This window comes from Hymenobacter gummosus (genome assembly GCF_003970915.1).
Classification (GTDB): Bacteria; Bacteroidota; Bacteroidia; order Cytophagales; family Hymenobacteraceae; genus Solirubrum; species Solirubrum gummosum.
In genome coordinates this window covers 245,171-268,033 of sequence record NZ_RXOF01000009.1, presented here as the reverse complement: position 1 = coordinate 268,033, position 22,863 = coordinate 245,171, and the positions used below count along the sequence as shown (strand labels likewise).

General features: G+C 63.9%; 15 protein-coding genes, 1 tRNA gene and 1 rRNA gene. 5 read left to right on the top strand and 12 right to left on the bottom strand.

All coding sequences use genetic code 11. From position 1 onward, the window contains the following. The 4 genes from EJV47_RS16780 to EJV47_RS16765 form a co-directional block, all read right to left on the bottom strand. Positions 1 to 291 (bottom strand): 16S ribosomal RNA (locus EJV47_RS16780); the annotation flags it as partial. Between the two features lie 173 nt (positions 292 to 464). Continuing rightward, positions 465 to 815, bottom strand: coding sequence for a hypothetical protein (locus EJV47_RS16775; protein ID WP_126694328.1), 351 nt, complete (start codon positions 813 to 815; stop codon positions 465 to 467). A 304-nt stretch (positions 816 to 1,119) separates the two neighbouring features. Further along, complete coding sequence (locus EJV47_RS16770; protein WP_126694327.1) at positions 1,120 to 2,967, bottom strand: glycoside hydrolase family 13 protein; 1,848 nt, start codon at positions 2,965 to 2,967, stop codon at positions 1,120 to 1,122. A 78-nt stretch (positions 2,968 to 3,045) separates the two neighbouring features. Next, positions 3,046 to 4,230: a galactokinase gene (locus EJV47_RS16765; RefSeq protein ID WP_126694326.1), complete on the bottom strand. Its 1,185-nt coding sequence runs from the start codon at positions 4,228 to 4,230 to the stop codon at positions 3,046 to 3,048. Between the two features lie 472 nt (positions 4,231 to 4,702). Between EJV47_RS16765 and EJV47_RS16760 the strand changes: the two genes are divergently transcribed. The 3 genes from EJV47_RS16760 (at position 4,703) to EJV47_RS16750 (ending at position 9,760) form a co-directional block, all read left to right on the top strand. Further along, complete coding sequence (locus tag EJV47_RS16760) at positions 4,703 to 6,283, top strand: family 43 glycosylhydrolase (RefSeq protein WP_165903795.1); 1,581 nt, start codon at positions 4,703 to 4,705, stop codon at positions 6,281 to 6,283. A gap of 130 nt (positions 6,284 to 6,413) precedes the next feature. Beyond that, positions 6,414 to 7,472 carry an aldose epimerase family protein gene (locus EJV47_RS16755; protein WP_243651192.1) on the top strand — a complete coding sequence of 353 codons (1,059 nt, stop codon included), beginning with the start codon at positions 6,414 to 6,416 and terminating at the stop codon, positions 7,470 to 7,472. Positions 7,473 to 7,570: 98 nt separating this feature from the next. Further along, positions 7,571 to 9,760, top strand: coding sequence for a bifunctional alpha,alpha-trehalose-phosphate synthase (UDP-forming)/trehalose-phosphatase (locus tag EJV47_RS16750; RefSeq protein WP_126694323.1), 2,190 nt, complete (start codon positions 7,571 to 7,573; stop codon positions 9,758 to 9,760). A 386-nt stretch (positions 9,761 to 10,146) separates the two neighbouring features. Here the strand turns inward: EJV47_RS16750 and EJV47_RS16745 are convergent, their stop codons facing one another. Then, positions 10,147 to 11,934: a glycoside hydrolase family 15 protein gene (locus EJV47_RS16745; protein ID WP_126694322.1), complete on the bottom strand. Its 1,788-nt coding sequence runs from the start codon at positions 11,932 to 11,934 to the stop codon at positions 10,147 to 10,149. A gap of 97 nt (positions 11,935 to 12,031) precedes the next feature. Next, on the bottom strand, positions 12,032 to 12,157 hold the full coding sequence (locus tag EJV47_RS28905; RefSeq protein WP_279389063.1) for a hypothetical protein: 126 nt from the start codon (positions 12,155 to 12,157) through the stop codon (positions 12,032 to 12,034). A gap of 176 nt (positions 12,158 to 12,333) precedes the next feature. Between EJV47_RS28905 and EJV47_RS16740 the strand changes: the two genes are divergently transcribed. Next, positions 12,334 to 12,660 (top strand): helix-turn-helix transcriptional regulator, encoded by a 327-nt coding sequence (locus tag EJV47_RS16740; RefSeq protein ID WP_126694321.1) that lies wholly within the window; start codon positions 12,334 to 12,336, stop codon positions 12,658 to 12,660. Positions 12,661 to 12,913: 253 nt separating this feature from the next. Here the strand turns inward: EJV47_RS16740 and EJV47_RS16735 are convergent, their stop codons facing one another. The 5 genes from EJV47_RS16735 to EJV47_RS16715 form a co-directional block, all read right to left on the bottom strand. Next, positions 12,914 to 14,356, bottom strand: coding sequence for a Gfo/Idh/MocA family protein (locus EJV47_RS16735; protein ID WP_126694320.1), 1,443 nt, complete (start codon positions 14,354 to 14,356; stop codon positions 12,914 to 12,916). A 276-nt stretch (positions 14,357 to 14,632) separates the two neighbouring features. Further along, the gene (locus EJV47_RS16730) at positions 14,633 to 15,469 is read right to left on the bottom strand and encodes an MIP/aquaporin family protein (protein WP_126694319.1); all 837 of its coding nucleotides are present in this window, start codon (positions 15,467 to 15,469) and stop codon (positions 14,633 to 14,635) included. A 132-nt stretch (positions 15,470 to 15,601) separates the two neighbouring features. Then, positions 15,602 to 18,124 carry a DUF5686 and carboxypeptidase-like regulatory domain-containing protein gene (locus EJV47_RS16725; RefSeq protein WP_165903794.1) on the bottom strand — a complete coding sequence of 841 codons (2,523 nt, stop codon included), beginning with the start codon at positions 18,122 to 18,124 and terminating at the stop codon, positions 15,602 to 15,604. A 545-nt stretch (positions 18,125 to 18,669) separates the two neighbouring features. Continuing rightward, positions 18,670 to 20,097 (bottom strand): aspartate ammonia-lyase, encoded by a 1,428-nt coding sequence (gene aspA, locus EJV47_RS16720; protein ID WP_243651190.1) that lies wholly within the window; start codon positions 20,095 to 20,097, stop codon positions 18,670 to 18,672. Between the two features lie 169 nt (positions 20,098 to 20,266). Then, positions 20,267 to 20,339 (bottom strand) — tRNA-Met (locus EJV47_RS16715). 190 nt (positions 20,340 to 20,529) lie between these two features. Between EJV47_RS16715 and EJV47_RS16710 the strand changes: the two genes are divergently transcribed. After that, entirely contained in the window at positions 20,530 to 20,709 is a 180-nt protein-coding gene (locus tag EJV47_RS16710) for a hypothetical protein (RefSeq protein ID WP_126694317.1), read from the top strand. A gap of 87 nt (positions 20,710 to 20,796) precedes the next feature. Here EJV47_RS16710 and EJV47_RS16705 read toward each other — a convergent pair whose 3' ends face one another. Further along, positions 20,797 to 22,677 carry a BamA/TamA family outer membrane protein gene (locus tag EJV47_RS16705; RefSeq protein ID WP_126694316.1) on the bottom strand — a complete coding sequence of 627 codons (1,881 nt, stop codon included), beginning with the start codon at positions 22,675 to 22,677 and terminating at the stop codon, positions 20,797 to 20,799. Between the last annotated feature and the right edge of the window lie 186 nt (positions 22,678 to 22,863).

The following is a 22,863-nucleotide window of genomic DNA, read 5'->3' as shown; positions in this document are numbered from 1 at the left end:
ATCGGCCTCTCAGCTCCCCTAGCCATCGTCGCCTTGGTGAGCCGTTACCTCACCAACTAGCTAATGGCACGCAGGCTCATCTATCTCCGAAATTCTTTAACTGTTGGGCGATGCCGCCCTGCAGTGTCATGCGGTATTAATCCACCTTTCGGCGGGCTATCCCCCAGAGACAGGCAGATTGCCTACGCGTTACGCACCCGTGCGCCACTGGGCATTGCTGCCCCGTTCGACTTGCATGTATTAGGCCTGCCGCTAGCGTTCATCCTGAGCCAGGATCAAACTCTCCATTGTAAAAAATTTATCGATCTAGCCGAAGCTAAATCCATGTCGAGTGCTGATCCGACCCGTATTGACGAGCTTATTTCTTGTACGCTGCTCGTTGCTTGTCTTACGTGTAAGAACAAGCAAGTCTTACCTATTTGTCTTTCCAGTCTTTCAAAGAACGTATGCTAATTCCTTTTGAATCAGCCGTGTGGTTGTTGTTGCAACCTCTTTTTTTCTATGCTTGCCGAGCGTCGTTCCGTTCGGGGTTGCAAAGGTAAGAAGCTTATTTCGATTTGCAAGCTTTCGAAGAAAATTTTCTTTCGTTTTTCCTGCAACTCGCCTCCTTCTGAAGCGGGGTGCAAAGGTAAGAAGCTTTTATTTCGATACAAGCTTTTCGAAAAACTTTTTTCTTTGCCTTTCGTTGCTTGCCGCCTCCTTCTGAAGCGGGGTGCAAAGGTAAGAATGTTTTTCGGCTTCCAAACTTCCTGACAACTTTTTTTGAAGCTGTTTTTCGGTTTTGCTTGCCCCATTCCGTCTGATTGGGAGTGCAAAAGTAGTGGGCTGATCTGGTCTATGCAAGCTCAGTGACACTTTTGCCGGCAATGCGCAGCTTGCTAGCAAGACGTGGCCGGGAGGTATGTCGCTCTGTATCAACCCTGGTGACTGGATTTGGAGAGGTAAAAAAATCCGGCAAAAAATCTGAAGAGCGGGGCGCAGCGTTGGAATGGCTAAGCAATCGGAGGCACGTAGGTGGCGGCAGGGTTCCGCCTGAGTGGCGGTTCGGCTGCTCAAGCTGTCATTGACACGGGCGGCGCGCGTGGTTTGGGCCGCCCTTTTCCGATTACCGGTACTGCTTCATTGGTGAATAATGAGGCCGCTGAGGGTAGGGATGGTGGCGTTGTTGGCAGCTATGGTTCCGTCGCCGAGAAGGGTGCTCCACTTGCCTTTGCCGGGGAGCTTGAAGGTTTGAGAGGTAGACGCGAGGTTGAATAGAACGACAACCTGGTGCTGCTGATCGAAGCGGCGGTAGGCAAGCTGCTTGCCGGTGGCGGTCAGGAACTCGATTTGCCCCGTGCGTAGAACGGCATGTTCGCGGCGGAGGCGGGCGAGCTGCTGGTAGAAGCGGTAGTGCTCGGCGTTGTAGGCGACGGGGTCGGTGGGGCCGGGCTGGTAGTTGGTGCGGGTTTCGGGCTCAAAGGCGACGCCGGGCCACATGAGGGGTTTGCGGCAGTCGGGGTCATCGGCGCCCCACATGCCCAGTTCGTCGCCGTTCCAGATGTGGGGGGCGCCGACGCTGGTGAACTGGTGCATGAGGTAGAGGCGGACTCTCTTATAAGTATCGGCGTCGGGCTTCCCAGTTTTGTAGCTGGGGTTGTCGCGAGGAGTAGCTTGGTACTTGTATTTAGCAGGGTTGTAGAAGTCGGTGAGCAGGCGCGGGGTGTCGTGCGTGGCGTTGACGTTCATCATGGCGTAACGCGTAGGCTCGGCTAGGCGGCTCCACTCGGCTTGCAGGGCCTGTACGAACTGCGGGGCGTCGAGGGACTCGGCGACGTTGGCGAAGAACTGGCGGGCGGGGCGGTAGGCCTGGTAGAACATGACGGCGTCGAACACGTCGCCGCTGGTATAGGGTGCGGGGTTCATGAGCTTATCGGGCCACTCCTCCCACCAGATTTCGCCGACGAGGTAGGCGTCGGGCTTCAGGCTCTTTATATAAGTGCGGTAGTCGCGCCAGAAACCGAGGGGAATTTGGTCAGCCACGTCGAGGCGGTAGCCGTCGACGCCGTTGGCGGCGTTGCCGTCGGGCAGCAACCACCGTTTGCTGACACTATATATATGCTGCTTGGCGCCAGGATTAAGGTTGCCCTCGTAGGGGTGGCCGCCGGGCTGGCGCGGCACGGGTACGTCGACTTTGCGGATTTCGGGCAGGCTGGCGAGGTTGGCCCAGCCCTGGTAGGCAAACTCGTTCGGGGGTGTAGCGGGGTCGTCGAACTTGGTAACCTGGTACCAGTCGGCGAAAGGCGAGGCCTGCTGCTTCTGCAGGATATCCTGCCAGGCCCAGAACCGGGTGCCGGTGTGGTTCCAGGAATAGTCGAGCACCACCTTCATCTGGCGACGGTGGGCTTCGCGGATGAGCTTAAGGAATAGTTTATCGGCGCTGGTCCACTGCCAAGTGGCAGGGTCGTTGGGAGTTTCGCCGGCAATGATTTTCTGGTCGCCGGCGGGGTCGGGGCCGAAGGTGATGTCGACGTGGTGGTAGCTGCGCGGGTCGTATTTATGCAGCGAAGGGGCGTCGTTGATGGGGTTGAGGTACAGCGCCGACACGCCCAGCTCTTTAAGATAGTCGAGCTTGTCGATGACGCCCTGCAGGTCGCCGCCGTAGCGACGCAGGCCCAGCTCGTCGCCCCAGCTGAGCTTGGCCTGCCGGGCCCAGGGCTCGGGCTCGTACCAGTTGTGCCCCCAGGGCGTGATGCGCCAGCCGGGCGGGGCCTGAAACGACGGGGCCATAGTGGCAGGCGTAGGGTCGTTTTTCGGGTCGCCATTGGCGAAGCGCTCCACGAAAATCTGGTACCAGACCACGTCCTTGGCCCAGGCAGGCGGCAGCTGATTGCCTATGAGGGTAGGCTGGGCGCTGGTCGTCAGTGAGGCAGTGGCAACGAGTGCACTCAGCAGCAGGCGGGGAATGGCAGGGCGGGAGCGGAGCATGCGGAACGGCTAATTAATTGCGCAACAAATAAGCGCAAATTCGCCAAGCCCCGCAGCGAAACGCCCGCCCTACCGGCGCTACTGGCCGATTCCGGCCGTTACCTGCTCCCCAACCACCTGGGAAACGCCGCCGACGATGCTGGTCTGGTAGGTGTCGGGGCGGCGGCCGAAGCGGGCTTCAAACGCAGCGCTGACCTGCTCCAGAAACGCCTCGACCTGCTCGGGGGCTACCAGGTTGATGGTGCAGCCGCCAAAGCCCCCACCCATCATGCGGGCGCCGTACACGCCGGGCAGGCCGCGGGCGGCTTCTTCCAGCGCGTCCAGTTCGGGGCAACTCACCTGGTAATCGTCGCGCAGGCCGGCGTGGGAGGCGTGCATGAACTGGCCAAAACCAACCAAATCCTGGCGCTGCAAGGCTTCGCAGGCCTGCAGCACGCGGGTATTTTCCTCGACTATGTAGCGGCAGCGCCGGTACACCACTTCGTCGAACTCAGCTTGGTGAGCCTGGAGTTGGGCCAGCGTGGCGTCGCGCAGACTCTGTACTTCGGGGTAGTGCTGCTGCAGGATGCGCACGCCCTGCTCGCACTCCTGGCGGCGCTTGTTGTACTCCGAATCGGCCAGGCTGTGCTTGACGCCGGAATTGCAGAGCACGATGCGGCAGGCCTGGGTATCGAAGGGGAAATATTCGTAGTCGAGGGAGCGGCAGTCGAGGCGGACGACGTGCCCGTCGCGGCCAAACAGGCTGGCAAACTGGTCCATCAGCCCGCACATGACGCCGGCGTACTCGTGCTCGGCCTTTTGGGCCACGTGGGCCAGGGTCATCTTATCGATATGGGTGGCCAAGAGCTGGTCGAGCGCAAAAGCCAGCCCGCACTCCACGGCCGCCGACGACGACAACCCGGCGCCTACCGGCACGTTGCCGCCGAACACGCAGTCGAAGCCCGTGAGGACGATGCCGCGCTGCTGCAGTTGGGCCGCCACGCCGAGCAAGTAGTTAGCCCACTGCGTATCGGTGCGGTGCAGCTGGTCGACGGCCACGGTGCAGCAGTCGTTGAGGTCGTGCGAGACGAGGCGGATTTCATGGCCGCCGTTGAGGCCCACGGCGAAGTAGATTTCCTTATCAATGGCCGCGGGCAGCACGTAGCCCAGGTTGTAATCGGTATGCTCCCCGATAAGGTTTACGCGGCCAGGGGCGCGCACCAGCAGGGGAGCGGCGTAGCCAAAGTGGCGCTGAAAAGCAGTAGCAACGGTTTGGGCAGACATAGCAGCGAAGGTAAACGTTGGCGGCACTTCGGCTAGAAGTACGCAGAAACTGCCCTGGCGGACGACAGCGCGGCCCGCGCCCGACAACTTCGCCCGGTAATGGCTATACGCTGGTCGATGACTCGCGCAGTTTGGTCCAGTAGTTGGTTGGTTTCGCCGACGGATAAGCCGCGTTCGGCAAAAAACAGTGGCTACGACTGCGGAATAGCTGAAGTTTCGCTAACTTCGAAAAGTCGAAAACGCCGAACTACTGGATACCCTACCACGTTCGGCGTTTTTCGTTGCCTCAGAATCGTTTTCCGGGCCCGCCACGAGTTGTATAGCAGGTACAAACTTTCATAGACAAGTCCAAAATCTAACGCTTATTTGGCGCGCTATTTGACCGATTACCGGACAATCGGGCAGGCGCGGCAGCTGGGTAGTAGTCAGGCTTGCTAGGTTGGCTCCATTTCCCATTTCAACTTCTCCTGCCGTGTTTTTCGACTTTGAATCGGGCGCCTCTGTTTCTTCCGCAGACGCAAGCTGGCTGCTCGGCCATCATGAAACTTATGCCACCGAAGTAGCTCCGGCGGCGCCCGCGCGTACCAGCTACGATGGGCTGGTGCTGCCCGGCGACTTTCCCGACCCGACCATCTGCAAAATCGGTGACACGTACTGGGCTTCGGCTACCACGGCCGAGTGGGGTGCGGTGTTTCCGCTGTTTAAGAGCACCGACCTCGTGCATTGGGAGCTGGTGAGCCACGTGTTTCCCGGCCGCCTGCCCGAGTGGTGCGACTCGAATTTCTGGGCGCCGGAGCTGTTCTACGAGGGCGGCCGGGTGTACCTCTACTACACGGCCCGCCGCAAGGGCGGCGTGCTGAGCGTAGCCGTAGCCAGCGCCGAGCGGCCCGAAGGCCCTTACACCGACCACGGCCCGCTGGTGGGCGAGGCGGCCGGCTCCATCGACGGCTTCCCCATCCGCGACGAAAACGGCGTGCTGCACCTGGTGTGGAAAAACGACGGCAACAGCCGTAACCGGGCCACGCCCATCTGGGCTCAGCGTCTCAACGAGCACAAGATGAAGCTGGTGGGCAAGCGCCACGAGCTGTTCCGCAACGATGCGCCCTGGGAAGGGCCGCTGGTGGAAGGCTCGGCCATGGTGCACCACAACGGCTACTTCTACATGTTCTACGCTGGCAACGCCTGCTGCGGCAAGTATTGCACCTATGCCGAGGGCGTGGCCCGCTCGCGCACCTTGCTCGGGCCGTGGGAAAAGTGCCCGCAGAATCCCATCCTGACCGACAACCGCCACTGGAAATGCCCCGGCCACGGCACCGTGGCCGAGAAGGACGGCCGCTGGTTTCTGATGCACCACGCTTACGCGGCCAACAGCCACGAGTTTGTGGGCCGGCAGGGCCTGCTGAGCGAATTCACCTGGAACGCGCAGGGCTGGCCCGAATTCGTGAACAACAGTCCGCAGGCCGAGCCGCTGGCCGACGTGAGCCGACTGGACGTAACGGACCGTTTCGGCGGCGACGCCCTGAATCTGAACTGGCAGTGGCCGGTGGGGCAGCTGCCGCGCCTGCGCGTGGCCGACAACCAGCTGCGGCTCGGCGCCAACCCGACGCGCCTGGGCAGCCTGCTGGTGCGCCGCACCACCGCCGCCACCTACACCGCCAGCGTGGTGGTGCGCGCCGAGGAGCTGGCGGGCGACACGTTCGCCGGTATCGGGGCCGTGGGCGACCCGTACAACGCGCTGGTGGTGGCCTACGGCAACCAGCGCCTGCAGTTCTGGCACGTGAAATCGGGGCAGAAGAACGTGCTGGCCGACGTGCTGCTGGAGTCCACGGCCGCGCTGGGCCTGCGCCTGGAGTGCTGGGGCGGCAGCCGTTACCGCTTTGCCTACAGCCCCGATGGCGGCCGCAACTGGGAGCCGCTGCGCACCGAGGGCTTCGCCATCAACGGCACCTACCTGCCGCCCTGGGACCGGGGCGTGCGCGTGGGCTTGCTGGCGCAGGGCAACGAAGCCAGCACGGTGGCGTTCGAGCGGTTTACGCTGCGCAACCAGCGGTAGAAACTTCGCGCCAACGTAGCAGTAAGCCGCCCCGGCCGGGTTTTCCGGTCGGGGCGGTTGGCGTTTGGGGCGGCCGGAGTGCGTTTTCGTGCGTAGAATGCAGCCAAAAACCAGCCTAGCCCCTGCTTTTATGTCCCAGCCTTCCATCACCGCGGCCGACTTCGGCCAGCTGCCCGACGGGCAGACCGCCCAGCTTTTCACCCTCCGCAACGGCCGCGGGCTGGAAGTGCGCATCACGAACTACGGCGGCACAGTGACGCACCTGCTGGCGCCCGACAAGGACGGGCAGCCCGGCGACGTGGTGCTGGGCTTCGACTCGCTCGACGGCTACTTCAGCCCGGAGTACCAGCAGGCTGGCCCTTACTTCGGGGCGCTGATTGGGCGCTTCGGCAACCGCATTGCCCGGGGCCGCTTCGAGCTGGACGGGCAGACGTACGAGCTGGCCACCAACAACGGTTCCAACCACCTGCACGGCGGCCTGCGGGGCTTCGACAAGGTGCTGTGGCAGGTCGAGGTGCTGGTAGATCCGGCGCCGGCCCTGCGCCTGAGCTACATCAGCCCCGACGGCGAGGAAGGCTACCCGGGCACGCTCACGGTGTCGGTGGTGTACATGCTCACGCCCGACAACGGGCTGCGCATCAGCTACGGGGCTACCACTGACAAGACGACCATCGTCAACCTCACCAACCACTGCTACTTCAACCTCAGCGGCGGCGCCCGGCCCGACGTGCTCGGCCACGAGCTGCAGCTGCGGGCGGCGCGCTACACGGTGGTCGACGACACGCTGGTTCCGACCGGGGAGCTGCGCCCGGTAGCGGGCACGCCCTTCGACTTCACGGCGCCGCACCTTATCGGGGAGCGGATAGCCCAGGTGCCCGGCGGCTACGACCACAACTGGGTGCTGGGCGGAAACGGATTCCGGCTGGTAGCCACGGCCGCCGAGCCGACCACTGGCCGCACCCTGGACGTGTACACCGACCAGCCCGGCGTGCAGTGCTACTCCGGCAACTTCCTCGACGGCTCCCTCACCGGCAAAAACGGCCTTGTATACGGTAAGCACGCGGGTTTCTGCCTCGAAACCCAGCACTTTCCCGACTCCCCCAACCAGCCGGATTTCCCGTCGACGGTGCTGCGGCCGGGGGAGCTGTTCAGCTCGGTGACGGAGTACCGCTTCGGGGTGAAACGGTAGGCATTAAGCCCGACCGGAACGGCGCGCAGTGCACGGTGGGGGTGGCCGAACCGGCCGAAAAGCCGTAGTAAGAGGCCGAACCATCCCCTGACGTGCCTATGTCTCGCACCATTATCGTTTCCAACCGCCTGCCGACGAAAGTATCCCGCAACGCCGAAGGTGAGCTGCAGTTTAGCCCCAGCGAAGGGGGCTTGGCTACCGGCCTGGGGTCCATTTACCGGCGCGGGGAAAACGTGTGGGTGGGCTGGCCCGGACAGTACCTCGACACGCCCGAAGACGAACAGCGCGTAACCGAGCAGCTGACGGCCGACCACATGCAGCCGGTGTTCCTCACCGAGCAGGAAATCAAGGATTTCTACGAGGGTTTCAGCAACGAAACCCTCTGGCCCACCTTCCACTACTTCGCCCAGTACGCGCAGTTCGAGCCCCACACCTGGGAGGCCTACGAGGCCGTCAACCGCAAGTTCTGCGAGGTGGTGGCCGCGCTGGCCGGGCCCGAAGACACCATTTGGGTGCACGACTACCAGCTGCTGCCGCTGCCCGGGATGCTGCGCGAGCGGCTGCCCGAGGCCACCATCGGCTTCTTCCTGCACATTCCGTTCCCGTCCTACGAGCTGTTTCGGGCCGTGCCCTGGCGCGAGCAGCTGCTACGGGGCATGCTCGGGGCCGACCTCATCGGCTTCCACACCTACGGCTACGTGCGCCACTTCCTCAGCGCCACCGAGCGGCTGCTGAACCTGAGCCGCCGCGACGGGCTGGTGGAAACCGGCAGCCGCGCCGTGCTGGTCGACGCCTTCCCCATGGGCATCGACTACGACAAGTACGCCGAAATAGCCGCTTCCGAAGAAGCCCGCCGCCTGGAGCACGAGTACCGCGAGGCGCTGCAGGGCCAGCAGGTGGTGCTCAGCATCGACCGGCTCGACTACACCAAGGGCATTGCCCAGCGCCTGCGGGCTTTCGAGCTACTGCTCAAGCGCTACCCCGACCTGCACAACCGCGTGACCCTGCTGATGCTGGTGGTGCCCTCGCGCGACCAGGTGGCCCAGTACCAGGCGCTGAAGGAGGAAATCGACGAGCTGGTGGGCCGCATCAACGGGCAGTACCGCACCATCAACTGGTCGCCGATTCAGTACTTCTACCGCTCCTACCCCATCGAGGAGCTGTCGGCGCTGTACCGGCTGGCCGACGTGGCCCTGGTGACGCCCATGCGCGACGGGATGAACCTGGTGGCCAAGGAATTTATTGCCAGCAAGCTGGACCAGCGCGGGGTGCTGGTGCTCAGCGAGCGGGCCGGCGCCGCCCGGGAGCTGTCCGACGCCCTCATCATCAACCCCACCGACACCGAGCAGGTGGCCGACACGCTATACCAGGCCCTGGCCATGCCCGAGGACGAGCAGCAGCAGCGCATGCAGGGCCTGCAGGCCCTGGTGAAGCGCTACAACATCCACGCCTGGGTAGAGCTGTTCATGGACCGCCTGGCCTACAGCAAAATCAAGCAGGGCGCGCTGAACACCGACTTGCTCGACGACGCCACCCGGCAGCAGCTGCACGCGCAGTTCGCCGCCGCCGGCCGCCGCCTGCTCCTGCTCGACTACGACGGCACGCTGATGCCCTTCCACGCCAACCCCAAGCAGGTGCGGCCCGACGAGACCTTGCGCCAGCTGCTGGCTGAGCTCTGCGCCGACGCCCGCAACCACGTGGTCATCATTTCGGGGCGCGACCGGCACACTTTGGCCGAGTGGCTGGGCGAGTTGCCGGTGGATTTTATTGCCGAGCACGGCATCTGGCTGCGCCGCCGCGGCGAGGACTGGCAGATGATTCAGCCCCTGCGCAACGACTGGAAAGTGGATATCCGGCCGGTGATGGAGCAGTACGTGAGCCGCACGGCCGGCTCCTTTATCGAGGAGAAGGACTACGCTCTGGTGTGGCACTACCGCCGCTCCGACCCCGATCTGGGCCGCGAACGGGCCCAGGATATGCTCACCCACCTCACCTTTATCGGGCAGGGCAGCGGGCTGCTGGTGCTCGACGGTAACAAGGTGGTGGAAGTGAAAAACGCCGGCGTGGACAAGGGCACCGCCGCCGCCCGCTGGGTGCAGGAGCTACAGCCCGATTTTATCCTGGCCCTGGGCGACGACCGCACCGACGAGGACACCTTCCGCGCCCTCCCGGCGGAGGCGTACACCATCAAAGTCGGCACGGAGGCCCGTTCCTTTGCCCAGTACTCAGTGCGCAACACCGCCGACGTGCGCCGCCTGCTGCGCGGGCTGATTGCGGCGGAGGAGTAGAAGATTTTGTTTGATACGAGGAAGCCCTTGTCGCCTAGGCGGCGGGGGCTTCACGCGTTGAAAACGGACTTGTCAGAGTAGGCTACACCAACTGGAAATGCGCGTGCTGAGTAGCCGGGACTGGCTGCATCAACTCGAAATGTGTTTGCCGAGTACTCGGTAGGCCCTTTGTCACTAGGAAATGCCTGTGCTGAGTACTCGGCAGCCACTGTGCCAACCGGCCCCGTACGAAACTGGCATCTGCAGTTTCGCACGGGGCCGGTTTTCGGTTGGTGCTGGCTGGGCCGTGGTGCCTCGGGAGGAGAGATTGGCTACGCCTTCCTACGGTTGACGCCGCTTGATGCGCGGAATGTCGTGCCTCCTCGCAATGACAGCGGGTGAACCGCTTACCAGAATACCGGCCGGTCGAGCTTTTTGGCCAGGCGGTAGGCGGCGTTGACCAGGCCGACGTGGCTGTAGGCCTGGGGGAAGTTGCCCCACTGCGAGCCGGTGCGGGCGTCCACGTCCTCGGAGAGCAGGCCCAGGTGGTTGGTGTAGCGCAGGATGTTCTGCAGGGCCTGGCGGGCGTCGTCGAGGCGGCCCACGCAGGCCAGGGCTTCGATGTACCAGAAGGTGCAGATGAGAAAGGTGGTTTCGGGCGTGCCGAAGTCGTCGGCGTGGCGGTAGCGGTAAAACAGGCCCTCGGGCGTCATCAGCTCGGCTTCGAGGGCGGCCAGGTGGGTGCGGGCCCGCTCGGAGTTGGGGTCGAGGTAGCCCATCAGGATAAGCTGCAGGCCGCTGGCGTCGAGGTGAGGCGAGCCGATGGCGTTGGTGTAGCAGCCGCGCTCCGCATCGTAGCAGGCTTCGATTTTCTCGCGGGCTTCGCGGGTGAGGCGGCTGGCCAGCTCGCCCATGTCGGTGTTGCCCAGGCGCGCGGCCACCTTGCAGGCGGCCTTGGCCCCGGCCCAGTGGAAGAGGTAAGTGTAACAGTGGTACTGGGCCAGGTTGCGGAATTCCCACAGGCCCGCGTCGGGCTGCTCCATAGTCCGCTCAATGAAATGCAGGGCCTCGTACATCATCTGCTCGGAGTGGGCCCGTTCGGGGTCGGTGAAGCGCTTATCCACGTACAGCGGCAGCAGGGCCACCAGCACCTGCCCGTACACGTCGTTCTGGATGTGGGTGTAGGCGTCGTTGCCGATGCGCACCGGCTGGTTGCCGAGGTAGCCCTTGAGGTGGTGCAGCTCCTCCTCAATCAGCTCCGAGGCCCCGCTGATGGAGTACAGCGGCTGGTACTTGTCGCGCACCTTGGTGGAAATGTTGGCAATGAAGTGGAAGTACTGCTCCATCTCCTCGAAGTGGCCGATGTTATTAAAGGCCGTGAGGATGTAGTAGGTGTCGCGCATCCAGCAGAAGCGGTAGTCCCAGTTGCGGGTGCTGCCGGGCGCCTCGGGCAAGGAAGTGGTGCTGGCCGCAATGATGGCGCCGGTGTCCTCGTACTGGTGCACCTTCAACGCCAGGGCCGAGCGAATCACCTCCGTCTGGAACACGCTGCCGATGCTGGTACTCTTCACCCACTGCCGCCAGTACGACTCGGTGCGGCTCAGGAACTGCTCGCAGGTGCTTTCCAGCGGGGCTTCCAGCGGGGCGCCGTAGGTCAGCACCAGGTATTTCGTCTCCGACAGGGCAAAGTCCTCCCCGTCGAGGATGTAGCTGAGCGGCACGTTGGTGGTCAGCCGGATTTCCTCGGGCAGGCCCAGAAAGGCAATGTGATTGGAGGAGCGGCGCGGCGTGAGCGGCTGGCGGCCGTAGTCGCCGGTGGGGCGGCACACGGCGCGCACCCGGGGCGTACCGGCCAGGGGCTCCAGCTTGCGGATAATCATCAGCGGCTTGTAGTACCGCTCGTACTGCTGGAAGCGCGGGGCAAAGTCGGTGACGCGGTAGCGGCCCTGGGCCGTTTCCACCTCGGTGCAGAGCACGTTGGTGTTGTCGCGGTAGTACTGCCGGGTGCGAAACTCGCCCTCGGGCGGCAAGAGGCTGAACTCGCCGCCCTGCTCCTCGTCGAGCAAAGCGCCGAAGACGAAGCCACTGTCGAAGCGGGGCCAGCACAGCCACTGCAGGCGGGTGTCTTGCCGAATCAGGGCCAGGTAGGCGCAGTTGCCGATTACGCCGAGGTCGTAGGTGTGGCGGGTGGTCATGGGCACGGGCAGCCGCGCTTGGGCGGGGCTTAGCCCGGATGTACCCCGAACCCGGCCGCGGGGTTACTCCACAGTTGATTTTCGCGGCGCTGGGCGGCTACAGCAGCGCGGCGGCCAGGGAGGTGGCGGCGGCGCCGGTAGTCAGCCAGATGCGCAGCAGGGTAGTGTTGCGGCGCAGCTTCTTTTCCAGAACGAGGTAGTGCGGTTGGCAGGCAGCAGTCATGGCAAGAGGACAACGAAAAACCAGAAACTCACCTCAAAGTGCGCAGCGGCGTGGGGTTGGTTGTATAGCGGCGGGGAAATATTGCACGCTAACAGAACGTCAGGCAGAGCGCAGCGAACCGAAGGTAGACGTAGTCAAGCATCTTGCGTGATTCGTTGCAGGCGTCAGCACGCGAGATGCTTCGCTGCCTGCTGGAGCTGGCCCGCTTGTTTGGTACCAACGACTTCAAGCTCAAGAAGGGCTTCCGGCAGCTGTTCGACACCACCGTGTTCGGCTACGTGGCCGAGAAGCGCCTCACCGTGGCCCAGCAGCTGCTCACCCTCACCGACCAGCCCGTGCAGGACATTGCCGAGTCGGTGGGCTTTACCAACGCAGCGCACTTTGCCACGGCCTTCCGCAAGAAATTCGGCGTGGCGCCCTCGCAGGTGCGCCGCAGCCCGGCCATGCACAAAGCCGCCGAAGCCAGCCTCAAAGCCAGCCACGCCACAATGTTTGCGGCGTAAGCAGGCATGAGCGGAGAAATAAGAACGTCATCCTGAGGCGTAGCCGAAGGACCTTCCTCAGAGCCCGCACAGCCGCTACCGACGAAGTGCTGACGCTTTTTCGGTAATAGCCGCAATGCAGAAGCGCAGCCCCTGCGGCCCAGACGATTGGGCGTTGGTGGCTGCGCTTTTCAGTTGGTGCAGGGTGCGAGAAAGGTCCTTCGTTGCGCTCAGGATGACGTTCTAATTATTCACTCATCCCCTCAACCACCGTTCACGCCCGCTTCGGCTCCGGTCCGCGGAATACGTCGGTGCCCTGCACGGCGGGCAGCTTCACCGGCCGGCCCTCGCGCGCCGACTGGTAGATGGCCTCCATGATGCGCTGGTCCTGCAGGCCTTCCTCGCCGGGCGTGTGCGGGTCTTTACTTTCCAGGATGCACTCCGAAAAGTGGTCCATTTCGGCCGCAAACTGGTTTTTCTCCGGAATGACAATCTGGTTCTGCATCTTGGCCGGGCCCTCGGCGTGCGAGGTTTGCAGCTTCTGCCCGTGGTAGGCGTAGGCGTTGTCGACGTGAATCCAGCCCCGCTCCGCGTTGACGCGGTAGAAGCGCGAGTCGTGGGTGTTGTAGTGCGTCACGCAGTTGACGACGACGCCCCCGGGAAAGCGCATCTGCCAGGACATCATTTCCTCCACCTCCTTGAACAGCGGGTTGCCGGGCGTGCTGTGCATGTAGCCGAATACCTCCGTGGGCTCGGTGCCGAGCACGAAGCGGCTCGTGTTCAGGCAGTACAGGCCGATATCGGGCAGGGCGCCGCCGCCGGCCAGGTCTTTCTTGTGGCGCCAGTGGTCGGGGTTGGCCGAGCTTTGGCTGTTCTGGGCCTCGATGTACTTGGGCGGGCCGAACTTATTGTCGCGCACCATGTCGCGCACCAGGCGGTTGTTGGGCTCGTACTGAACGCGGTAGGCAATCATCAGCTTCACTTTGGCCTCTTTGCAGGCCGCAATCATCAGCTCACACTCCCGCACCGAGTTGGCCATGGGCTTTTCGCAGAGGATGTGCTTGCCGGCCCGGGCCCCGCGGATGACGTACTCGGCGTGCATGGAGTTGGGCAGCACGATGTAGATAACCTGCACCTCGGGGTTGTCCTTGAGCTTGTCATAGTCCTGGTAGGAGTAGCAACTGGTGGGCTTGATGCCGTACTGCGCGGCCACCTTTTTGAGCTTCTTGGGCGAGCCGCTGACCAGCGCCACCGGCTTCGACTTCTTGCACTCCCCAAACGCGGGCAGCAGCTCCTCCAGCGTCAGGTGGCCCAGGCCCACCAGGGCGTAGCCCACGCGCTGGTCGGGCGGCAGCGGCGTGGGCACCGGCCCCGACTGCGGGTCCACGTCCGACTTCCACGCCTCCAGCTCGATGGGTTTGCTCACGTCGGCCGGCACCTTGGCCGGCGGCGACACCGCTTCCGACGAAGGCACCTGGGCGCCACCCGGCGAGGTGTAAGTGGTGGCCGCGTCGACTTCCGCGGCGGGCGTGCCGGTGGTAGGCGTAGCGCTGCTGGCCTCGGCCTTGCCGGAGCCGCCGGAGTTGCAGCCGGCCAGCGTGCCGGCGGCTACGCCCACGGCCAGGCCGCGCCCGGCCAGGCTCAGAAATTCCTTGCGCGACACCTCCTGCCCGGCGTGGCGCAGCACGGTGTTTAATAGTTCGTTGGTAATGGACATTGGGGTGATGGTTGTGGTAGTGGAAAGCACCGGGTTCGTCAAATAGCCCGGGCAGAACAAGTACTAAACCATACCCACTGCCGCCAAAAAAGGTTGGTAGCATGCCAGTTACTGCGCGTCTATTGCGGCTGTACGTAGCGCGAAGCTCCGCTTCGCGTATCCCACACGTTTGTCGTTGACTGATAAACAACGATGGTCGTTCAGGATACGCGAAGCAGAGCTTCGCGCTACGGCGCAGATGAGCCGCAGCTGGGTAGCATGCCAGTTACTCCGCCGCTACTCCTGGTCACCCTCGGGGTTGGGAAACTGCGGTGGCTCGGTGGCGTAGGGCCCGTGCTCGGAGCGGGTGGCGCAGCCGGCCAGCACGGCGCATTCGAGCGGGGCGCCCTGGTGCAGGCGCTGAAACAGCACCGCCGCCAGCCACATGGCCGGAATCGGGGCCAGCCAGTATATCCACAGGTGCTCGAAGCGGCCGGCGCCCACGGCCGCGCCCAGGCTGCGCGCCGGGTTCAGGCTCATGCCCGACAGCGGGGCTTCCACTACCACGTACACGGCCAGCAGCGCCGCCACCAGCCACCCCGAGCGGCTGCGCAGCCGCTCGGAGTGCAGGGCGTAAAGCAGCAGCCACATCAGCAGGCCCGAAATGACCACCTCGGCCAGCAGGGCCACGGCCACGCCGGCCGGGCCGGGCTCGGTGAGGTTGAAGTTCACGTCGGGGTGGGCGTACCAGCGGCGCAGAACCCAGCTCAGACCCAGCCCGGCGGCCACGCCCCCGGTGCACTGGGCCAGCACGTACCAGAAGGCATCGGCGGTGCGCAGGCTGCCCAGGTGCCAGAAAGCCAGCGTCACGGCCGGGTTGATGTGGGCGCCGGAGCGTTGGCCCCAGGGGCTGTAGGTGATGGCCGCCACGACCAGAACGACCACTCCGGCCAGCACCGCCCGGCGCAGCCACTCGGTTTCGCCCAGCCAGCCCCGCAGTGGCAGGTCGGGGTGGTGAATGAGCACGCTGCTCACGCTGATAAACGCCAGGAAAGCGGCCACGCCGGCGGCTTCGGTGAGGTAGTACGACCAGTGCCGCCGCAGCGCCGACCACAAGGATGCCAGAACTGCCATACGCCCAAACAGTAGCGCGCCGCGGCACCCGATGAGGCGGCCGCGGCGCGGTAGGTAGTTGCGGCTTCTGTTAACGTTCAGCCGCCGCTCGGGTTGAGCCTGGCCGCTGAAAAGGTGGCCGGCAGTCCGTGCTTACAGCTTAAACTGGGCGCAGACTTTCACCCCGAAGGTCTTCACGTTTGGCAGGTCGCGGTAGGTGAGCCGGTGCAGGAAGTCGACGCGGATAAACTTGAAGATGTTCTCTACTCCGTAGCCCAGCTCCACGTAGGGCGTGCTCGGCGTGAGCGAGCGGAACGTGGGGCGCGGGGTGCCGTCGGGCTCGAAAGCTGGAGTGGCGTCCCGATTGGCCTGGCTCACGCCGCCGTACAGCACGTTGCCCGAGGCCAGCAGGCGCCAGTCGAGCTTCTTGAGCAGCGGCACCGCGTTGATAAACAGGCCTTCGAAGTAGTGCTCGGCGTGCAGCGAAGCGTACCGGTCGCTCACAAACTCGGAGTAGCGCATCAGGTTGTAGGCGCTGGAGGTGTAGATGGGCGACTCGTTGCCGAGGTGGTTTTTCAGCACCGGGTAGGGCACCGTGCTCGGAATGTAGCCCGCCTCCAGGATGTACTCGGTGCGGCCGAGCTGGCCCAGCTGCACGCTCTGCTCCATCGAGAAGTTGAACTTCTGGTACTTAAAGTCGCTGCCCAGCACGCCCGGCAGGCCCAGGGTGTACTTGAGCGTAAACACCGGCCATTTCATGGTGCCCACCGCGTAGCGCCGGTTCTGGTTCTGAATCAGCACCTCGCCCGGGGCGTAGCGCGACTCCAGAATCACCTCCGAGAGGTTGAAGTTCTGGGCCGTGGGGGCGCCGGGCTCGTGGTTGGCGGTGGTGTAATAGGCGAAGTTGTAGAGCGGGTCGAAGCGCTGGTGGCGCAGCGTGAGCTTCTGGGTGAAGTTGTGGAACAGGTCCGACTGCGCCGTCACCGCGGTCAGGTCGCGCCACAGGGGCAGGCCGGGCTTCACGTTGCCGAAGCGGGCGGCGGCCTCAAACAGCGGGCTTTCCAGGGCCAGGTCGTTGTCGAGCAAAGCCACCAGATCGATGTCGTGGCTGTACTTGGCGCTGAACACCGTCCAGTTAGGCCGGTTCAGAATGCGGTCCACCGACAAGCCGTACTTGAATTCCCCGTCGCGGGTGCCGTAGGCGGCGTAGCCCTTCAGCAGCCAGTCGGGGCTCAGCTCCGGGGTGCTGCGGAAGCCCAGGCGCAGGCGGTGGCCCTCCACGTTGTTCCAGGTGTAGGTGCTCAGAATCGGCCCCAGCTCGAAGCGGCCGCGCGGCCCCAGCTCCTCGTAGCCGTTCACCACCAGGTCGGCCACTTCCAAGAAGGTGCGCACCGAGGGCAGCTTGCCCACCGAGTCGAGCACGGTGAGGGTGCGGGCTTCCTGGGCCGTGAGCGTGTCGGGGCGGTTCTGCTCCCAGAAGCCGGCGGGCGTTTTCAGCGCGTTCGGGGCCGAGGCAAAGGGCTGGTCGTAGAACGGCAGCTCCCGCGGCTGTCCGGCCTGGAAGCCCGAGTTGATGGTGTTGAAGCGCACCAGCAGGCCGGTCTGGTTCTTGGTCGGCTTCATGCCCACCACCACGCGGGTGCGCTGCGGCAGCCAGGGCCCAGCCGACGACGGCGTCAGGTCCTGGTACACCCGAATCTGGTCCACGAAGTTGATGTTGGCCTTGGGGTCCACTTCCAGGTCCACGCGGCGCAGGGCGTAGGAGTCGGTGGTAATCCAGATGCGGCCGGTAAAGGCCAGATCCTGGGCCCGGCGCGGAAACACCTTCAGCTGGTAACACTTGTTGGCGCCGATCTGCACCGTGTCCTCCAGGTCGTAGTCGTAGGTAATGCGCCAGCCGTCGGCAATGGGCGAGATGAAGTCCTTGCCCATCACCACCTGCCAGTTGGGGTAGAAGTCGTAGTCCTGAAACGACGAGCCCAGCACCTGCGAAAGCAGCGTACCGTCGCGCGGCGTCACGCCGTGCAGCTTGCTGTGCTTGATTTCCTCCCGCTCGCGGTTGGGCCGGTGCCGCACGTAGTAGCGCGAAATGACTTCCGAGGCAAACAGCGGCACGGTGGGTTTGCCCGAAGCATTACGCTCCATCTCCCCCACCGACGAAGCCACCGAAGCCATGTCGCGAATCACCTTGCGCCGGGCCAGCCGGTCGGTAATGTCCGACAACGACACCTCGATGCGGTTGTAGCTGTCGAACTCGAAGGCGTCGAGCCGGCCCTTGTCGTTCTGCTTTTTGTGCTGCTGCACCTTGCGCAGAATGGCGTAGGCCGGGTTTTCGGTGGAGCGAATCACCACCTCGCCCAGCTGCTGGGCCGCCGAAGGCAGCGGGAAGTTTACCGTCTGCTTTTCCAACGTCCGGCTCACCTTGCGGCTTTTGGGCCGGAAGCCCACGGCCGAAGCCGTGAGCGAGTCTACCGGCTGATTGAGCGTCAGCTGGTAGCGGCCCTCGTCGTCGGCGGTGGTGCCGAGCGTGGTGCCCTTCACGTAGATGGAGGCAAACGGCACCGGCTGCCCGTTGGCGGCTTCAGTTACTTGCCCGGAAAATACAATTTTCTGCGCCAGCGCCGGCTGCCCCACGAGCAGCAACAATAGCCCCAGCCACGCATATGCGTACTTCATAACACGCTTCTCACGGTCGACACCATTCGGGACGACGATGCTGAGCAACAAATACTTTGACCAGAAGTCACCACCACCGCCCTGCCTAGCAACAACGCCCTGATTAACAGCCATATAATTTGAAGTCATTTCTTTCAGGCAAACCGGGAATGGCTTGGGCGGGCGGGGAAGCAGGGCGGTGATATGTCCAACGAGACGGTAGCCCGCCCATTGGTTGCTTAGGGGGTTGAAAAGGCGGCGGCCCCGACCAATACCCGTCGTCGGCCGCGGCGAAAGAAGCGCCCGAACCGGGTAATCGGCCAGTAGACTGATTCGCCATTCTAAACCGAGTGCAAAGTTACGTCCTAAACCGTTCAGAATTAACTTTTAACAGTTTCTTATTGGGAATCATCGGCCCCTCTTTGAGCCGGCTCTATTACCCGGGCATTATTTGCGCCGTTTGGCTACCGCCAGCCCACCAAAAAGCCCGACGGATATAATCCGCCGGGCTTGTCGGGAAAGCAGGTCATTCAGAGCGTAGCGCAGAACGACCGTTGCCTGAATGCTTACTGGATGAAGTGCGGGCGGATGAGGTTTTCGAAAGTGAAGATTTCGTCCCACTTGGCCTGGCTCAGCAGCTGCCGCTCCACCACTGCAATCTGGTACACCGATTTGCCGGTTTTCAGCGCCTCCCTGGCAATTTCGGCCGAGGTTTCGTAGCCCAGCACCGGGTTGAGCTGGGTGACGATGCCCACGCTGTTGCGCACCAGGTCTTCGGCGTGCCGGGCATTGGCGGTGATGCCCACCACGCACTTTTCGCGCAGGGTGTGGCAGGCGTTGGTCATGTAGCTGATGCTGGTAAACAAGGCGAAGCTGATAACCGGCTCCATCACGTTCAGCTGCAGCTGCCCGGCCTCGGCGGCCATGGTCACCGTCAGGTCGGCGCCAATGACGTAGAAAGCCGTCTGGTTGACCACCTCCGGAATGACCGGATTCACCTTGCCGGGCATGATGCTGGAGCCGGGCTGCAGCGGCGGCAGGTTGATTTCGTTGATGCCGGTGCGCGGGCCCGAGGAGAGCAGGCGCAGGTCGTTGCAGATCTTGGACAGCTTCACCGCCGTGCGCTTCAGCACGCCCGAGAGCTGCACGTAGGCCCCGGTGTCGTAGGTAGCCTCGATCAGGTCGCCGGCCAGCACCAGCTCCAGGCCGGTGATGTCGCGCAGGTGCTCGGTTACTAGCTCGGCGTAACCCTCCGGCGCATTCACCCGCGTGCCGATGGCGGTGGCGCCCATGTTGATTTCGCTGATGAGGCGGCGCGAGTCGTCGATGCGCAGCAGCTCCTCGCGCAGGTTGGTGGCAAAGGCCTTGAACTCATCGCCCATGCTCATGGGCACCGCGTCCTGCAGCTGGGTGCGGCCCATTTTCAGCACGTTGCGAAATTCCTCGCCCTTGGCGGCAAAGGCGTCGGCCAGCAGGGCCAGGGCGTCGCGGTAGCTCTGCAGCTTGTTGTTCAGCGCGATGCGGAAGGCCGTGGGGTAGGCGTCGTTGGTGCTCTGCGAGCAGTTGACGTGGTTGTTGGGGTGGCAGAACTCGTACTGGCCTTTCTGCTTGCCCATCAGTTCCAGGGCCACGTTGGCAATGACCTCGTTGGCGTTCATGTTGACCGAGGTGCCGGCCCCGCCCTGAATCATATCGGTCAGAAACTGGTCGTCCAGCTCGCCGGTCATCACCCGGTCGCAGGCCTGGGCGATGTAGCCGGCCAGCTTGGGGTCGAGCACGCCCAGGTCGCGGTTGGCCAGGGCGGCACCTTTCTTCACGAAAGCCAGCGCCTGCACGAACAGCGGCTCGGCCTTGAGCGGAATACCGGTGATGTGGAAGTTTTCGAGGGCGCGCAGCGTCTGAATGCCATAGTAGGCTTCGGCCGGAATGGCCCGCTCGCCCAGGAAATCGTGTTCAATCCGGGATGCGGCAGTCATGGATTCGGTGGCAATCATGGGGTGGGAATGGGGGTTGTACGGGAATGGAGGAGCTTGGTCGGTCTGGCAGCCCAGCCCAACGGGAATGCAAAGAAAACCGACCCGCCCGACTCGGAGCCCGGCAGTGGCTCGGGCCAAAAGCAAACGACCCGGCCGCCGTAATGGCAACCGGGTCGTTTTTCTGAGGTAGCGGGGACTGGACTCGAACCAGTGACCTTTGGGTTATGAGCCCAACGAGCTACCAACTGCTCCACCCCGCACTGTTTGGTGATGCAAAAGTAGTATGCTTTTTCGAAAAAGCCAGCTCTTGGTTTGTATTTGCCGGCAACACCAGCATTACCGCCTGATTATCAGCGGCAATAATTTCTTAACACTTACTTCGGCCAGCCGGCCCCGCACCCCGATTCCCGCTCCTGCGTATCGCAAGAAACCATCTATGCCCCCCTTGCCATGATTCGTTTGCTGCGTTTTGCCGCGGCGGGCCTGCTGCTCAGCTGCAGCGCCGCCTGCAACAACAACCACGACACCGACCAAATCAGCACCGAGTCGCCGACGACGCGGCACAGCACCCACCCCGAGCCCGACAGCAGTGGCTACGCCGTGGACAACTCCACGACGGTAGTGGAATAGTTTAGGGTAGGAGGGTATGGGGGTAGGCGTTCATGAGTTATCGTTCTGACAACTCATAAACGCCTACCCCCATACCCTCACACCCTATCAGAACCGGCTGGTGATGCCGAAGTGCACTTTGGAGGCGCTGAAGGAGAAGGGCTGGCTGTTGGTGCGGCCCAGGGAGTACACGAACTGAAACACGCCCGCGCCGGTGCGGAAGCTCAGGCCCGCGCCCAGGCCGGTGGGCGCATCCTCGCCGGGGGCCCCGGGCAGGCCCTGGCGCAGGTAGGCCTGGTCGGCAAAGACGAATACGTAGGCCTCGGGGCCGGTAAACTGCCGCAGCTCCACGGTGCCGATGCCGTACTGGGCGGCGTAGAACTGCAGCTCGTTGAAGCCGCGCAGGGTAGAAAGGCCGCCCAGGCGGAACAAGTCGTTCAGAAACAGGCGCTGGTTGAGCAGGGCTTCACCGCGCAGACGCGTCATCAGCACGCCGCCCTGCCCGATGCGGAAGTAGTGCTCGGCCCGGGCGCTCAGGCTGGTCTGGGTGGTGCGCAGGGGCAGGCCGTCGTACAGCTCGGGCCGCAGGTCGGCGTTGCGGCTGATGATTTTGGTGCCGATGGCGCCGGTGGCCAGCAACAGGGTGCCGCGGCGCGGAAACAGCGGGTCGTCGAGGGAGGAGCGGTTCAGGTCGAGGCCGTAGGCGGTGTAGCGCGAGTCGACGTTGGCGGGCAGTACCGTGAGCGTGGGGAAGGAGGCGTTGGCCAGCAGGCGGGAGTTGCGCTGCTCCACAAATACGCTCAGGCGGCCGGCGCGCGGGCTTACGTGGCTGAGCTGCAGGCGCGGGCGCAGGGTCAGAAACTCGTCGTTCTGCTTGAATAGGTTGAAGGTGCCGGCCACGTCGATGGGCGTACCGAAGAAGTTAGGGTGCTGGTAGCCCGCGTCGAGCACCTGGGAAGCGGCGTCGACCTTGCGCCACTGCACGCCCAGCTGCTTGCCCCCGCCGCCGATGTTGCGCAGGTTCAGCGTCACGTCGCCGGTAATCTGCACGCGCTTCTGGCCGGGCGCAACGTTGGTATTGGGCAGCACCCCCACGATGGCGTCGAACTGGTTGGCGTTACGGTCGTCGATGGGCAGGTACACCCGGGCCAGGCCGCGGGAAAAAAGCACCTGCGGCTCCTCGCGCAGCTGCAGGTAGGGCAGCAGGCGCAGCAGCCGGGCCGCGTCGTCGACGCGCTGCTGGCTGTAGGGCTGGCCGGGCACAATCTGCAGGTACTTCATCAGGAAACGCTTGCGCGTCTTGCTCTTGCCGATAATCTGCAGGGAGTCGAAGATGACCACGGGGCCACGCTCCAGGTGCAGGCGGGCCGAAATATCGGCCCCGCGCAGCTGCACCGAGTCGAGGCGCACCTGGGCGAAGGGGTAGCCCTCGTTTTCGGCGTTGTCGAGCACGGTTTGCTGCAGGCGGGCCAGTTCGGCGGGGCGCAGGGGCTGGCCGGCGTAGAGCCGCTCCCGAAAGCCCGAGCGGCTGAGCACGTCCTCGGTCACGTTGCCGCGCTGCAGCTGGGCCCAGCGAAACTGCTCGCCCACGTACAGACGCACGACCAAAGTATCACGGCGCCAGTGCAGCTCGTCGGCCGAGGCGGTGAGGTAGGAGTCGGTTTGCAGGGCGAGCAGCAGCTCGCGCACGGAGCGCAGGGCTTCCAGCGTGTCGGGGGCCACCAGCCGCGGGCGGTAGCGGCGCAGCAAGGCCTGGTCGGCGGCTTCCACGTCGAAGCGGATGGCGAGTGGGTTCCTGGGAGCTTGGGGGCTTGGGGGCTTGGTTTCCAGGCGGGGGCGCGGGGGCAGCGGCGGGGCCTGGGTGCCGGGCAGGTTGGGCGTGGTTACCGGCGAGGTGGTGACCTGCGCGGCGGTATCGGCCGCGCCTGCGAGCAGGCGCAGGCCGAGCAGCACGACGAGCAGACGCAGAACGCGGGTATACCTTTGCATGGGAGCCACAACGCGGCGCGGCGGTTTTTCATTTCGCCCGGCGGCAGGCCGGCGGCCGATTTTTTCGACCGGCTGACCCGGCCACTGCTCCAAACGAACCAGACGCCGCGCCTTACGGTTTCACAATCTTACTGCTGATTTGGCACCGAGCCCGTGGTTTGCACACCAAACCACGGTTTAGCGCAG

Excerpts from the sequence above, each read along its gene's own strand:
- EJV47_RS16770 (WP_126694327.1), bottom strand. The coding sequence starts at position 2,967 with ATGCTCCGCTCCCGCCCTGCCATTCCCCGCCTGCTGCTGAGTGCACTC.
- EJV47_RS16765 (WP_126694326.1), bottom strand. The coding sequence starts at position 4,230 with ATGTCTGCCCAAACCGTTGCTACTGCTTTTCAGCGCCACTTTGGCTAC.
- EJV47_RS16755 (WP_243651192.1), top strand. The coding sequence starts at position 6,414 with ATGTCCCAGCCTTCCATCACCGCGGCCGACTTCGGCCAGCTGCCCGAC.
- EJV47_RS16750 (WP_126694323.1), top strand. The coding sequence starts at position 7,571 with ATGTCTCGCACCATTATCGTTTCCAACCGCCTGCCGACGAAAGTATCC.
- EJV47_RS16745 (WP_126694322.1), bottom strand. The coding sequence starts at position 11,934 with ATGACCACCCGCCACACCTACGACCTCGGCGTAATCGGCAACTGCGCC.
- EJV47_RS28905 (WP_279389063.1), bottom strand. The coding sequence starts at position 12,157 with ATGACTGCTGCCTGCCAACCGCACTACCTCGTTCTGGAAAAGAAGCTG.
- EJV47_RS16740 (WP_126694321.1), top strand. The coding sequence starts at position 12,334 with ATGCTTCGCTGCCTGCTGGAGCTGGCCCGCTTGTTTGGTACCAACGAC.
- EJV47_RS16735 (WP_126694320.1), bottom strand. The coding sequence starts at position 14,356 with ATGTCCATTACCAACGAACTATTAAACACCGTGCTGCGCCACGCCGGG.
- EJV47_RS16730 (WP_126694319.1), bottom strand. The coding sequence starts at position 15,469 with ATGGCAGTTCTGGCATCCTTGTGGTCGGCGCTGCGGCGGCACTGGTCG.
- EJV47_RS16725 (WP_165903794.1), bottom strand. The coding sequence starts at position 18,124 with ATGAAGTACGCATATGCGTGGCTGGGGCTATTGTTGCTGCTCGTGGGG.
- aspA (WP_243651190.1), bottom strand. The coding sequence starts at position 20,097 with ATGATTGCCACCGAATCCATGACTGCCGCATCCCGGATTGAACACGAT.
- EJV47_RS16710 (WP_126694317.1), top strand. The coding sequence starts at position 20,530 with ATGATTCGTTTGCTGCGTTTTGCCGCGGCGGGCCTGCTGCTCAGCTGC.
- EJV47_RS16705 (WP_126694316.1), bottom strand. The coding sequence starts at position 22,677 with ATGCAAAGGTATACCCGCGTTCTGCGTCTGCTCGTCGTGCTGCTCGGC.